This is a genomic window from Caulobacter sp. FWC2, assembly GCF_002742625.1.
In the GTDB taxonomy this organism is placed as follows: Bacteria; Pseudomonadota; Alphaproteobacteria; order Caulobacterales; family Caulobacteraceae; genus Caulobacter.
The window spans coordinates 3884561-3895939 of the sequence record NZ_PEBF01000001.1 but is presented as its reverse complement, the minus strand read 5'-3'; the positions used below and the strand labels follow the sequence as shown (position 1 = coordinate 3895939).

17 protein-coding genes are annotated in these 11379 nt (G+C 67.9%); 5 read left to right on the top strand and 12 right to left on the bottom strand.

Going from position 1 to position 11379, the window contains the following annotated elements; translation table 11 throughout:
* Window positions 1-65: 65 nt before the first annotated feature.
* On the bottom strand, window positions 66-221 hold the full coding sequence (locus CSW62_RS18610) for a DUF3309 family protein (protein ID WP_099580360.1): 156 nt from the start codon (window positions 219-221) through the stop codon (window positions 66-68).
* Window positions 222-324: 103 nt separating this feature from the next.
* Window positions 325-720: a DUF983 domain-containing protein gene (locus CSW62_RS18605; RefSeq protein WP_099580358.1), complete on the bottom strand. Its 396-nt coding sequence runs from the start codon at window positions 718-720 to the stop codon at window positions 325-327.
* A 290-nt stretch (window positions 721-1010) separates the two neighbouring features.
* Between CSW62_RS18605 and CSW62_RS26455 the strand changes: the two genes are divergently transcribed.
* Window positions 1011-1181 (top strand): hypothetical protein, encoded by a 171-nt coding sequence (locus CSW62_RS26455; protein WP_158235466.1) that lies wholly within the window; start codon window positions 1011-1013, stop codon window positions 1179-1181.
* A gap of 21 nt (window positions 1182-1202) precedes the next feature.
* On the opposite strand, the gene CSW62_RS18600 is transcribed toward CSW62_RS26455, so the two are convergent.
* The 4 genes from CSW62_RS18600 to CSW62_RS18585 all read right to left on the bottom strand — a co-directional run bounded on the left by CSW62_RS18600 (window position 1203) and on the right by CSW62_RS18585 (window position 4665).
* Entirely contained in the window at window positions 1203-1340 is a 138-nt protein-coding gene (locus tag CSW62_RS18600; RefSeq protein WP_099580356.1) for an entericidin A/B family lipoprotein, read from the bottom strand.
* An 81-nt stretch (window positions 1341-1421) separates the two neighbouring features.
* Window positions 1422-1832, bottom strand: a complete 411-nt coding sequence (locus CSW62_RS18595; RefSeq protein ID WP_099580354.1) for a beta/gamma crystallin-related protein — start codon at window positions 1830-1832, stop codon at window positions 1422-1424.
* 12 nt (window positions 1833-1844) lie between these two features.
* Complete coding sequence (locus tag CSW62_RS18590; protein ID WP_099580352.1) at window positions 1845-2480, bottom strand: beta/gamma crystallin family protein; 636 nt, start codon at window positions 2478-2480, stop codon at window positions 1845-1847.
* Between the two features lie 82 nt (window positions 2481-2562).
* On the bottom strand, window positions 2563-4665 hold the full coding sequence (locus CSW62_RS18585) for an acylase (protein ID WP_099580350.1): 2103 nt from the start codon (window positions 4663-4665) through the stop codon (window positions 2563-2565).
* 164 nt (window positions 4666-4829) lie between these two features.
* On the opposite strand from CSW62_RS18585, the gene CSW62_RS18580 reads away from it, so the two are divergent.
* Window positions 4830-5594 carry a class I SAM-dependent methyltransferase gene (locus tag CSW62_RS18580; protein WP_099580348.1) on the top strand — a complete coding sequence of 255 codons (765 nt, stop codon included), beginning with the start codon at window positions 4830-4832 and terminating at the stop codon, window positions 5592-5594.
* Between the two features lie 141 nt (window positions 5595-5735).
* Here CSW62_RS18580 and CSW62_RS18575 read toward each other — a convergent pair whose 3' ends face one another.
* Window positions 5736-6824 carry a L,D-transpeptidase gene (locus CSW62_RS18575; protein ID WP_099580346.1) on the bottom strand — a complete coding sequence of 363 codons (1089 nt, stop codon included), beginning with the start codon at window positions 6822-6824 and terminating at the stop codon, window positions 5736-5738.
* Window positions 6825-6933: 109 nt separating this feature from the next.
* Here CSW62_RS18575 and CSW62_RS18570 point away from each other — a divergent pair, with 109 nt between their 5' ends.
* Window positions 6934-8010, top strand: coding sequence for a M15 family metallopeptidase (locus CSW62_RS18570; protein WP_233206725.1), 1077 nt, complete (start codon window positions 6934-6936; stop codon window positions 8008-8010).
* Here the strand turns inward: CSW62_RS18570 and CSW62_RS18565 are convergent.
* A complete protein-coding gene (locus tag CSW62_RS18565) occupies window positions 7940-8560 on the bottom strand; it encodes a glutathione S-transferase family protein (protein WP_099580342.1) in 621 nt (206 codons plus the stop codon). The two genes, CSW62_RS18570 and CSW62_RS18565, sit on opposite strands and share 71 nt — an antisense overlap.
* Entirely contained in the window at window positions 8557-8760 is a 204-nt protein-coding gene (locus CSW62_RS18560) for a hypothetical protein (RefSeq protein WP_099580340.1), read from the bottom strand. Before CSW62_RS18560 ends, CSW62_RS18565 begins: the two co-directional genes overlap by 4 nt.
* 90 nt (window positions 8761-8850) lie before the next feature.
* Here CSW62_RS18560 and CSW62_RS18555 point away from each other — a divergent pair, with 90 nt between their 5' ends.
* On the top strand, window positions 8851-9396 hold the full coding sequence (locus CSW62_RS18555) for a hypothetical protein (protein ID WP_233206724.1): 546 nt from the start codon (window positions 8851-8853) through the stop codon (window positions 9394-9396).
* 39 nt (window positions 9397-9435) lie between these two features.
* The gene (locus CSW62_RS18550; RefSeq protein ID WP_099580336.1) at window positions 9436-10212 is read left to right on the top strand and encodes a protein NO VEIN domain-containing protein; all 777 of its coding nucleotides are present in this window, start codon (window positions 9436-9438) and stop codon (window positions 10210-10212) included.
* Between the two features lie 4 nt (window positions 10213-10216).
* On the opposite strand, the gene CSW62_RS18545 is transcribed toward CSW62_RS18550, so the two are convergent.
* From CSW62_RS18545 to CSW62_RS18535, 3 genes are read right to left on the bottom strand one after another with little or no spacing between them, the layout of a single operon-like run.
* Complete coding sequence (locus CSW62_RS18545; RefSeq protein WP_099580334.1) at window positions 10217-10564, bottom strand: RebB family R body protein; 348 nt, start codon at window positions 10562-10564, stop codon at window positions 10217-10219.
* Window positions 10561-11121 (bottom strand): RebB family R body protein, encoded by a 561-nt coding sequence (locus tag CSW62_RS18540; protein ID WP_099580332.1) that lies wholly within the window; start codon window positions 11119-11121, stop codon window positions 10561-10563. Before CSW62_RS18540 ends, CSW62_RS18545 begins: the two co-directional genes overlap by 4 nt.
* Window positions 11114-11374: a RebB family R body protein gene (locus tag CSW62_RS18535; protein WP_099580330.1), complete on the bottom strand. Its 261-nt coding sequence runs from the start codon at window positions 11372-11374 to the stop codon at window positions 11114-11116. Before CSW62_RS18535 ends, CSW62_RS18540 begins: the two co-directional genes overlap by 8 nt.
* Between the last annotated feature and the right edge of the window lie 5 nt (window positions 11375-11379).

Here is an 11379-nt window from a genome sequence, read left to right as displayed (position 1 = left end):
GGGGAGCTTAAGCGAACATCGTTCCGGAGCAAGGACTCGCTGTCCCCGACTCCGGAACCGGGACGCTAGATGCGGCCGAGCAGAACGAGGATGATCAGGATGATCAGGATCAGGCCAAGACCCCCCGAGGGGAAGTAGCCCCACGAACGGCTGTGGCCCCACGTCGGCAGCGCGCCGATGAGAGCCAGGATCAGGATGATGATGAGGATCGTGCCGAGCATGGTCCGAGGTTCCCTCCAATCCGCGTCAGCCACCGTGGCGACGCTAGGTCAGGACTTCGGAATTCGCGGCGCCGCTTGTCGGTTCCGCTTTGATTGTTTCGCTCTAGGCCGGGGTGTCCTCGGCCTTGCGCAGGCGGATGGCCCACAGCGCCCCGATCACCGCGCCCTTGACGCGCGGCAGCAGCAGCAGGGTCAGCGCCGCCAGAGGGATCAGGGTCAGGGGCGCGACGATCCAGGGCGAGGCCTCCCAGATCCACCGGAAGAACAGCAGCGGCGCCACGATCAGGTGGCCAACCAGCAGGATCGTGAAATAGGCCGGGCCGTCATCGGCTGGGTAGCTGCCTAGTTCGTGGCCGCAAGCCTCGCACACCGGCTCGACTTTCAGGTAGGCGCGGTAAAGTCGGCCCTCGCCGCAGTTGGGGCAGCGATGCCGTACGCCGCGCGTGAGGCCGACGAGCATGGGCGGTGCGGAGGACTGAAACTCTGACATGCCGCTCATATGCGCTCTCGGATCCGGCGGGAAAAGGGCGACCAGCCGTCGCACGGCGACGTTATGTCCGAACTGGGTGTAAGCTCTTGTAGATTTTTGGACTGAGTAGAACGCAGTAGGCCTCGAAATCGATCTCGATCAAGCGATGCAAACGATATCGCGGCGGGCCGCAAGACTGGGTCTGGTTAACGTCGGTTATTGCAAAACTGCATTCCCGGACCTTGAGTTCCTGGCCGGAGGGTTCGGGAACAGTTGCCGCAAGCCGACGTTGATCGTCTGGATTGCACAAGAGACGCGCCATGGCCCCCGAACGCCCTACCAAACCCGACACCGGCCAGGAGACGCCGCCGCGAAAGGGCGCCGGCGCCTCCAAGGCCGAACATGCCGTCCGTCACGCGCCGGACACCGCCGTTGCGCCGCATGAGAAGCGGACGATCGGCGCCGAGACCTCGCGCGAGGAAGACGCTTAGCGGGTTAGGGCTTGGGGCGGTTTAGTGCTTGGCGTCGCGGGCGGCGCCGGCGACGGCCTTGCCGGCCGACGAGACGTCGCGACCGGCGCCTTCGATGGTGTTGCAGGCCGAGACCAGCAGGGCGGCCGCGGCGGCGGCGAGGACGACGAACTTACGCATAGATCAGAGCTCCAGCTTGGAAGGCGGCGGACCTTAACCGTGCGCCGCGCCGAGCTTCAAGAGCCCGGCGCGGCTTAAGGATCAGCGCACCCGGCGAACCGAGCTGTAGCGGTCGTTCTGCTTCTTGGGCAGGCTGGCCATATCGTAGTCGTAGCGCCAGCACTTGCCCTGGTAGTAGGCGTGCTCGCAGAACTCCCACGATCCGCGCGAGATGCGCATGGACGAGACGCGGTCGTTGAAGCCGATGCGGCCCAGGTCCGGCTCGTCGCCGCGCAGCGGGCGGGCCTCGCCGCGGAAGCCGTCGTGCTCGAACAGAACCACGCCGCCGCCGGGACCCCAACGGCCGTCACGGCGATCGTCGCGACGGTCATCACGTCTGTCGTCACGACGATCATAGCGATCGTCGCGGCCTTGGTAGCGGTCCTGGGCCACGGCGCCGGTGGCTGCCAGGGCGATGGCCCCGCAAGCGATCAGGAAAGCGATCTTGCGCATATCGGCGATCTTCTAGCGGACGCGACGGATCGAGCTGATCGCGTCGTTCCATTCGCGGGGCAGGATGGCTTGGTCGGCGTCGAGACGGCTGCAGCGGCCTTGATAATTGGCATGCTCGCAGATTTCCCAGCGGCCGCCGGCGCGACCGACCTGGATCGACGAGGCCTTGTCGTTGAACCTCACGGCGCCGAGGTCGGGCATGTCGCCGATCACCTCGAAGGACTGGCCCCGGTATTGGGGATCCTCGAAGAGCACGACGCCGTCGCGGGAGCCGCCACCACCACCGGGGCGACCGCCGCCGCCGTTGTTCCAGCCGCCATTGTTGCCGCCGCCCCAGCCGCCGCCGCCTTGTCCGGGACCGTTGAAGCCCGCGCATTCCAGGCGACCGTCGCGGTTCTCCAGACCCTGGCTCCCGCAGTCGCGCGAACGGGCGCTGGTCCACTCCCAGCCGCCGCGGCTGCTTTGGCAACGGGCCCAGACCTGGCCGTTGAAGGCGGTGATCTCGCGGCACGACTGCGTGTAGGAGCCGCGCGGCGGATCGTCGTAGCGACCGTTCCAACTGGGCGCCTGAGCCGAGGCGGCGCTGGCCGCCAGCGAGCCCGACAGGGCGATGACGGAAAGGGCCGTCAGGCCGAGGATTTTACGCATGTCTGTTTCCCCACAGAAGCTTCGTTGTCGGCACCTAGCCGTTCCCCAACTGAACGGCGCCTGAACGGTCTAGCTGTGAAAGTTAACGATCGATCGGGCGATAGTCGACCTTAACGTGTCCTTTCAGCTGCGCCTCGGTGAACCAGACCGGCTTGGTTTTCATGGCCACGAACAGCGGCGTCTGGTCGGCATAGTGGGGCGAGGCGGCGTCCAGGGTGGCCGAGCCGAACTGGTGGATGCTCTCCGATCGCAGCGTCCCGCCTTTGTCCCAGGTGACGAACATGATGAAGGTGTCGCCGCCGTCCGCCGTGGTCGTGCCGTCCTTCTCCGGTTTGCCCCAGACCGAGCGATAGGTGTCGGCCGCCCCGTCAATGGCTAAGTTCACGGTCCCCCGGCGGATGCGGTTGACCTCGCCCCAATCGGGATCAAGGCGGCCGAAGTGGGTCTTCAGCTGCTTGATCGCCGCCTGGAGGCTGGCCAGGGGAGTCGGGGCCGGATCGCCGTTCGAGTGGGCGAACAGGATCGGCTGGGTCATCAGCGCCGCCAGGGCCGCGCCGCGATCATGGACGTCGGCTTGTCTGTCCCAGGCGCGCAGGATGGCCTGGGCCTTGGCGAGATCGGCGTCGCCCTTGGGATCGATCGCGGTGACCTCGCGGACCATCTCCATCACCGACGAGCGGTCGCTGAAGGCCACGTCGAACTTGTGGGCGCGGAAGCTGGCGTCCGTGATCGCGTGGTCGGTCCCGAAGGTCTCCAGCGCTCGCCAGGCGCGGTTGGTCATGTTGGTCTGCAGGCCCATCGACGCCGGGAAGGCCTCGGGCTTCAGGTTGTCCGCCGCTTCGCTGGCCTGGAACGGGCTGTTGTTGGAGTTGAAGACCAGGCCCGACTTCGGATTCCACAGCTGCGGGATCTGTTCGACGGAGCGATAGCCCTGCCAGATCAGGTCGGAGCGGTCGCCGGGCAGGATCCCTTTCCAGTCGGCGTCGACGGTGCGGTTGGGGTACTGGCCGTTGTGAACGAAGCCGATGTTCCCGGCCTTGTCAGCATAGACGTAGTTCAGGCTGGGGATGGCGTGGGTGGCGATGGCCGCGCGCCATTCCTCGACGGTGCGGGCGCGGTTCAGCCGCCAGTACTGCAAGGGCTGGCGCCATTCGCCCATGCCGGCGTAGCGGATGGCGAAGAGGCCGTGATCCGTCTCCAGCACGGGGCCATGGACCGAGCGCAGCACCGCCTTCTTCACCGGCAGAACGATGGGGCCCAGCAGCTTCACGCGTAGGGTGACATAGCGCTTGTCGAAGTCCTTCCACTGTCCGTCCAGCCTGTACTGGTTCTTGTTCGCCGGGTTGATGGTCAGGCGGTAGATGTCCACCAGGTCGGGCTTGGAGACCGTATTGGCCCAGCCGAGGTTGGCGTTGTGGCCGTGCAGCATGAACGGCGCGCCGGGGAAGAAGCCGCCGGCCACGTGCCAGCCTTCGCCGCTCTCGACCACGGCCTCGTACCAAGCGACCGGGCCGGTATAGGGCTGGTGCGAGTTCACGAGCAGGCGGGTGGCGCCGTCGGCGCTCCGGGCGGGCGCGGTCGCCAGGCCATTGGAGCCCTTGGCGGGCGGGGGCGGGGCGCCGGGCGAGGTCAGGCGCTTCAGCTCGCCGTCCAGACCGTAGAAGAACGGCTGCTTGAAGACGAAGCCGGCCTCGATGTCGTGGCCGGTCAGGGGCAGCAGGCCAGCCTTGACCTTCTCCGGATGCTTGGCGGCATAGACGCTGACCCCGTCGGCATAGGCCTCCATGATCTTGCGCAGCTCGGCCGGCAGTTCATTGTAGTGGGCGTTGGTGGTCGGCCAGACGTCGAGCAGGGCGGTGACATAGTCGGTCGGCGCGGCGCTCTTGCCCTTGTCGCGGGCCAGCACGCCGCGGGTGGCCAGCACCACGTCCTGCAGGGTGGCGAAATCGTCCTCGCTCTGGGCGTAGCCGAGGCCGAAGGCGGCGTCGGCGTCGGTCTTGCCCAGCACATGCGGCACGCCCCAGTCGTCGCGGCGGATGCGGACGTCATAGGCCTTGGCCTTGTCCAGCAGGGTCTGGCGGGCAGGGGCCTTGGGCAGGCTGGCCTGGTCGATCACGATCAGCGTTGCAGCCGCCAGCACCACAAGCGCCAGCAAGACGCCGATCCCGCGCAGGATCCACTTCATCCGAGCCTCCCCAGCCCATTATTTGTTACCGCTGATCATGTCTGGCCGGCTTGGTCGTGCCTAGAGCCGGTTTCGACGAAAGCTGGCTGGAACGTCGCCATAACGTCGTTCGCCATCCCTAACTGGGCTGCTAGGTTCGGTTTAAACAACGAGGGAGGCGGCTCATGGCTCGCAAGCACTTGGTTTCGGTACTCGCCGGCGTTCTGGCTTTCGGTGCGCTCGGCGTGGGCGGCGGCGCGTTCGCCCAGGTTCCCGCCAACATCACCAAGGCCCTGGCCGACCCGTCGCGCCCGGCCGCTGACGCGGCCCGCGACGCCGCCCGCCATCCGGGCGAGGTGCTGGCCCTAGCTGGCGTCAAGCCGGGCGACACGGTGATCGACTACATCATGGGCGGCGGCTATTTCACCCGCATCCTGTCGGCCGCCGTGGGCCCCACAGGGACGGTCTATGCCTTCCAGCCGGCCGAGTTCATCCAGTTCAAGGCCCAGTATGGCGAGGACCAGAAGACGGTCGCGGCGGCGCTCTCGAACGTCAAGCCGCTGAACGGCCCGATGACCGCGCTGGACCTGCCGGACGGCGCCGACGTGGCGATCACCGTCCAGAACTATCACGACCAGCACCTGAAGCCGTTCCCGGTCGACACGGCCGCCAAGGCCAATGCCGAGATCTTCAAGTCGCTGAAGCCGGGCGGCGTCTACTTGGTCATCGACCACGCCGCCACCGCCGGCTCGGGGATTACCGCCGCCGACAGCCTGCACCGCATCGATATCGCCGCGGTGAAGAGCGAAGTCGAGGCGGCGGGCTTCAAGCTTGAGGCCGAGAGCCCTCTGTTGGCGAGCAAGGACGATCCGCATACGGCGAGCGTGTTCGACCCCAGCATTCGCGGGAAGACGGATCAGTTCATCCTGAAGTTCCGCAAGCCGAAGTGATTCAAATGCTTGTCATCCCGGAAGCCTCGTAGAGGCTGTCCGGGACCCAGGGGCGGCAGGCGCGGCGTTCACGCACCCCCTGTGGGTCCCGGACAAGCCTTGCAGGCTTTCCGGGATGACAATTTGGTGCGTGTAGAAGGGCTATTTTGCCCGGGCCTCTGCGCCCATGAACACCACCTTGGCGCCCTTGTTCACGGCCGAGCCCAGCTCGGCCGCGTCCCAGTTGGTCAGGCGCACGCAGCCGTGCGAGGCGCGCTTGTTGACCAGCTTGGGATCGGGTGTGCCGTGGATGCCATAGGTGTCCTTGGTCAGGTCGATCCAGGTCGAGCCGACCGGATTGTTCGGCCCAGCCTTGATGGTCAGCTTGCCCTTGGGCTTGCCGAAGGTCAGGCGCGACGGGTCGTAGGTGTAGGTCGGCCGGGGCGCCAGGGTGCGTACGGCCCACTCGCCCGACGGCGCGGGGCGCTCGGTGCTGCCGACCGTGGCCGGATAGGTCGCCAGCAGGGCGCCGTCCTTGTCGAAGGCGCGGACCTGGCCCAGGGCCTTGTCGATCTCGATGCGCTCGACCTTGCGGTCCAGGGTGTCGGCGCCGGCCGCCGTCACCACGATCGTCGTCCCCGCGACGCCGAAGTCGACACCGGGATTCAGCGCCTGCAGCAGCGCCTCGTCCATGTGGAACCGCTCGGCCAGCATTTCGAGCGGGGTCATGTAGTCGAGCGCAGGCAGCTTGGCCATCGCCTCGTAGTCGTCCTTGGGGATCGCCGGCGAGAACGGCCCCGCCTCGTCCTGGGCTGTGATCGTGTAGTCGACCAGCACCGGCCCGGCGTCGCCGGCGGTCAGGGTTTCGACCAACGCTTGCGTGATCGCGCCGTCGGGCGTCAGGCTCCGCGAGGTCTGGAAGGCCTTGATCGCCAGGGTCAGGTTCGTGCCGTCGCGGCCGTCGATGACGCCCGGCGAGAAGTGGGCGCGGTCCAGCAGGGTCTGGATGCGGATCAGCAGGTTGCGATGCGCCTCGGGATCGGTGGCGGCGGGATCGAAGGTCGCGGCGTTGATCGTCTGGGCCAGGGGCGAGCTGGCCGCAGCGGCCGGCGGCGCGGCGACGACCGCGGGTTGGGCGGGCGCGGACTTCTGGACCGTCTTGGCCGGCGCGGGCTTGGCCGGTGGCTTGTCGTCGCAGGCCGACAGGGCCAGCACGGCGATCAGGGCGAAACGGGAAACCAGGACGGTCATACAGACTCCAGCGGGCCAACAGGCGGGAACGACTCACCGTGCTCAAGCCTTGAGCCATGGCGAAGTTCCACGAGGCGCGAGGCCAGATGCGAGGAATGACTTGAAGGCGTTGCGCCGACTACTCTGGGGCTTGTGCCTGATGCTGCTGGCGTTCGGCGGGTTCTGGCTGTGGGCGACCTGGCCTTCGAGCGGAACCGCGCCGACGGCCGCGACGCTGCGTGACGAGGCCGCCCATGAGGCGCCGGCGAACCAGCACTTCGCCTCGATCGATCCGCCCTCGGCCCTGACACCGCTGGCTGGGGCGGCCGAGACCTGCGATGGGACCGACGCCCCCGAGACCGCCGCCGCCGTCAACGCCGCCTCGCTGTCGACGCTGGCCTGGACGCCCTTCGGCAAGCCCGAGACCGGTTGGGAGATCTATGCTCCGCGCATCGCCGCGGAGATCGGGACGACCTGCGGTCCGGGGTCGAACGGCTTTGCCTCGGCCCTGGCCCGGTGGCAGGGGGCGCATGGCCTGCCGAAGACCGGCGTGGTCGATCCGACGGTGTTCGGGGCGATGCTGGTCCGCTGGCACCTGGCCCGACCGTTCGTGCGGGTGAACCGCGAGGGTGTGTGCCCCGGCGCCCCGCCGGAAGCCAATCTGGCCCAGGCTGGTCCCAAGGAAAGCTATGGCGGGAAGGTCATCCAGATGCGGCCCGCCGCGCTGGAGGCTTATCGCCGGATGACCGACGCGGCCCGAGCGGCGGGCGTGCTGTCTCGGCCGGAGTCGTTGATGATCTTCTCCGGCTTTCGCGCCCCGGACGCCGACGCCCAGCGCTGCGCGCGGGACCGCAACTGCCAGGGCCTGATCCGCACCATCTGCTCGGCCCACCGCACGGGCCTGGCCATGGACGTGGTGATCGACGCCGCGCCGGGCTTGCGCCCCGACAGCTCGGCCGATGCCAGCAGGCTCGTCATGGCGCGCTCGCCGCTCTATCGCTGGATGGTCGTCAACGCAGGCCGGTTCGGCTTCGTCAACTACGCCTATGAGCCCTGGCACTGGGAGTGGACGGGGGAGCCGTTGCTGCCCGGCGTGCCGATCTCCAGCCTGCCCCAGGAGGGCTCCGAGCCGGTGGTCACGGAACCTCCGGAAGACTCCACGTCCGGAAAGCCGGCCGCTCCCGCAGGCGTTCGTAATAGGCGGTAAGCGTCGGCCAGTCCTCGCGCGCGATCGGGCTGAACAGCCAGCGATGCACCGACAGGCCCAGCACGATGTCGGCCAGTGTGAACGTGTCGCCCGCGACATAGGCGCCGGTGTCGACCAGCCGTGCGCTGAGCAGGCCCATAGCCGTGTTCCACGCCGTGACGCTGGCGGCGATCTGCTTGGGATCGTCGAAGCCGGGAATCTTGCGGACCAGGCCGGCGAAGGCATGGCGCCAGGCCGTATTCAGTTCCGTGCACTGCCAGTCCATCCACTGATCGACCAGCGCCCGTTGGCGGCGGGCGGCCGGGAACAGCGGCGTATCGGCCGCCACATAGCGGCAGATCGCGTTGCTCTCCCAGACCGGCCCGTGCTCGTCGATCAGCACCGGCACCAGCGCGTTCGGGTTCAGTGCGACGAACTTCGGGTCGTTGGTGGGAGCGAAGCCCTGGCCCCAGTCCTCGCGCTCATAGGCCAGGCCCAGCTCGTCCAGGGTCCAGAGGACCTTGCGGACGTTGATGGACGAGGTGCGGCCGAGGACCTTGGGGATCGTCACCGGGTCATCCAGGGTCTGGACTTGCCGGTCGGCGCGGCGACGCTGGAGCGCTCGATCTTGCCGGTCGAGGCCTTGGCCCCGTGGCCGTGCTTGCCCTGGGCGGCCTTCTTCAGGCGCAGGGCGCGCTGCATCGGCGTTTCGCCGTCCTGCGCTTCGCCAGCTTGCGCATTGGGGGCCGGGACTTCGGTTTTATCGGTCATGAAGGCGATGTATTCCTCGAATGGCGCCTTGAGAAGACCGCGCTTGAAGGACAGTCTGGAAAGATGTTGTCGCGCCGTTCGGTTCCCCTTTTGACGGTCCTTGTCGTCCTGACGGCGACGATGGTCCATGCCCAGACCAAACCGACACCTCCGGAGGCGCCCAACGCGGTCTCGCCGATCCTGATCCTGCCGCCGACCCTGCCGCCGAACCTGGTCTCGACCTATCCGGCCCAGGACCAGATCGTCGCGCCGGGCGTGCTGATCCTGAAGGCGGCCTTCGACCAGCAAATGGCTCCGACCGCCTGGAACTACGCCCCCGCGCCGGGCGCCGAGCCGATGGACTGCGTGAAGACGCCCCGCCTGCTGGGCGACCAGAAGACCTTCGTGCTGCTGTGCCGAGTGTTGGCCAACCGCACCTACGGCGTGACCTTCAACGCCGAGCGGACCGGCGGCTTCGCCAATCTCGGCGAGAACCCGGCCCACACCGCGGTGCTGACCTTCAAGGTCGATTCCGACACGCCAGTCACCACCGTCCGCCGCGCCATGGAGGCCGCCAAGCTGCAGGCCGATCAGATGCCGGTGCAGGACGCGCCCATGGCCGTGGCCGGCGCGGCGAAGCCGCCAAGCTTACCTTAGCTTGTGGCGTAAGCCCTCGCGGTAACGCATCATCACCTGATGACGGGGGAATCGGGGCGCGAGTGGACGGGGGCTGACCTCGCGGTGGTGGTGGGCGACTATGTCGCCCAGCTGGAAAAAACACTGGCCGGAAAGCCGGTGGATCGTAGCGCCCACGATCGCACCGTCCGCTTCGTCACCGGCAAGTCCGACATGCCGATCATCTGGAAACAGGGCGAAATCTCGGCGGTGCTGTCACTGATCGGCCTGCCGATCCTGCGCGATCAGCCGCCGCGCTGGTCCTACGACACGGCCCTGTTGGAAGCTGTCGAGGAGCAACTGGCCGCCAAGCCGGCCCTGCTTAGCGCCGCCGTCCGACCGGCCTCGCTGTTCACCGCCCCGCCGGCCGTGCCGCTGATCGAGGCCGCGCCGCCCAAGCCGATGCCGATGGACGAGCGCCTTATCCGGGTTATCCAGCGCTTCGACATGGGTTCCCGGGAGGCTGAAGACCGCTTCCTGAAGGGGCTGGGTGTTTCCAGCGTCATCGCCTTCGAGGCCCGTCGCCTCTTTGACCGAGGGCGCCCCGACCTAGCGGCGAAGATCCGACCCTCGCGCGACGGCGATCCGGATGGCTGCGACGTGATCGGTTTCGGGCTCGACGAGAGCCCGCGCCTGATCGTGGTCAAGACCACCCTGTCCGGCGATGTCTCGCCCTTCGGCCTCAGCCAGACCGAGTTCGACCTCGCCGAGGCCCGCCCCGAGGCCTTCCGTATCCGCCGTGTCTACGACCTGCTGGGCGAGGCGCGGTTCTACAGGATGAAGCCGCCGTTCGGGTGAGGACCTAGCCGCTCGGGAAGTTTTTCAGGACGTCGATGGCGGCTTTGGCGCGGGTGTTGAAGACGGCGACGGCGTCGGTCCGCATCTGCTCCACGGCCTTGAGGATGTCGAGATAGCGCGGCTCGCCCGTAGCGGTCAGCTGCGACAGAGCGGCGGCGGACGCCGCGTCCGCGAGGGTCCCGGCGTTGCGCAGGCTGTCGACCGCGTCCTGAACCGCCAGGGCGCTGGCTTGTGCGACCATCTGATAGGCCTTGCCGGCGCCGCTGGTCAGGATGGTCTCCGCCCCAAGCACGGCCATGTTCGCCTGGTTGATCGCGTCGATCACTTCGGCGTCGACTCTGGAAGCGCTCATGACGCCTTCTCCGCAGCAGGCTTCGATGGGGCCGACGGACTGGACGTGACTGGTGGCGGCGGAGGCGCGCCGATCGCGAAGCCGACGTGCTCGACCATGCGGGCGCAGGCAGCGCTGATCAGGGCTTGGCTGACCACGCGATCGGCCTGCTGACGAACCACGGCGTTGTGCATCGCCAAGCCGAGGGTCTGGCTCAGCACGGCGTCCAGCATGGCCTGGCTCTGAGACGGCGCCAGGCCCAGGGCCAGAAGGTCCGCGTCGATCACGCTGGAGAGGGTCTGGCCGTTGATCAGGCTTGGAATATCGGCGCGAGGTTCGTCGGACCCCGCGTTGTCGGCGGCAAGCTTGGGCGCGTGGGATTCTGGCTCGGGCGCCGGATCAGCCTCTGCGGCCGGTGGCGTGATCGTGGCCTGGGCGACAGCCGCCTTGGCGGCATGGGCCGCTTCGACGTGCTCGGGCGCCGACGGCGCGGGCGCTGAAACGTCCCCGTCCGGGGCGGTGGTGTCGACGGCCGGCGACGCGGCGTCCGGCTTGGAGGGCGTGGGCCGCTTAGCCATTGATCGTCGTCCCGGCCCTCGCTTGCGCGCTTGCGGCGTAGATCAGGGCCACGCCCTGGGTGGTCACGGCCTGGGCGACGATCTGCAACTGCTGCTGGGCGAAGGTGGCGTTGTGCGCCGCCAAGGCCAAGGCATGCGCCGTGGCCTGGAACAGGTTGCCCGTCGCGACCGCAGGGGCCGAGCCCAGGTTGGTGACGCCGCTCTGGGAGAGGGCGTCGGTGATCTGGTTGTTGACGGCTGTCGGAAAGGCCATGGCGA

Coding starts and splice junctions, on each gene's coding strand:
- CSW62_RS18550 (WP_099580336.1), top strand. CDS start 9,436: ATGACGGGGGAATCGGGGCGCGAGTGGACGGGGGCTGACCTCGCGGTG.
- CSW62_RS18545 (WP_099580334.1), bottom strand. CDS start 10,564: ATGAGCGCTTCCAGAGTCGACGCCGAAGTGATCGACGCGATCAACCAG.
- CSW62_RS18590 (WP_099580352.1), bottom strand. CDS start 2,480: ATGCGTAAAATCCTCGGCCTGACGGCCCTTTCCGTCATCGCCCTGTCG.
- CSW62_RS18595 (WP_099580354.1), bottom strand. CDS start 1,832: ATGCGCAAGATCGCTTTCCTGATCGCTTGCGGGGCCATCGCCCTGGCA.
- CSW62_RS18600 (WP_099580356.1), bottom strand. CDS start 1,340: ATGCGTAAGTTCGTCGTCCTCGCCGCCGCCGCGGCCGCCCTGCTGGTC.
- CSW62_RS18585 (WP_099580350.1), bottom strand. CDS start 4,665: ATGAAGTGGATCCTGCGCGGGATCGGCGTCTTGCTGGCGCTTGTGGTG.
- CSW62_RS18560 (WP_099580340.1), bottom strand. CDS start 8,760: ATGACCGATAAAACCGAAGTCCCGGCCCCCAATGCGCAAGCTGGCGAA.
- CSW62_RS18575 (WP_099580346.1), bottom strand. CDS start 6,824: ATGACCGTCCTGGTTTCCCGTTTCGCCCTGATCGCCGTGCTGGCCCTG.
- CSW62_RS18610 (WP_099580360.1), bottom strand. CDS start 221: ATGCTCGGCACGATCCTCATCATCATCCTGATCCTGGCTCTCATCGGC.
- CSW62_RS26455 (WP_158235466.1), top strand. CDS start 1,011: ATGGCCCCCGAACGCCCTACCAAACCCGACACCGGCCAGGAGACGCCG.
- CSW62_RS18580 (WP_099580348.1), top strand. CDS start 4,830: ATGGCTCGCAAGCACTTGGTTTCGGTACTCGCCGGCGTTCTGGCTTTC.
- CSW62_RS18540 (WP_099580332.1), bottom strand. CDS start 11,121: ATGGCTAAGCGGCCCACGCCCTCCAAGCCGGACGCCGCGTCGCCGGCC.
- CSW62_RS18535 (WP_099580330.1), bottom strand. CDS start 11,374: ATGGCCTTTCCGACAGCCGTCAACAACCAGATCACCGACGCCCTCTCC.
- CSW62_RS18605 (WP_099580358.1), bottom strand. CDS start 720: ATGAGCGGCATGTCAGAGTTTCAGTCCTCCGCACCGCCCATGCTCGTC.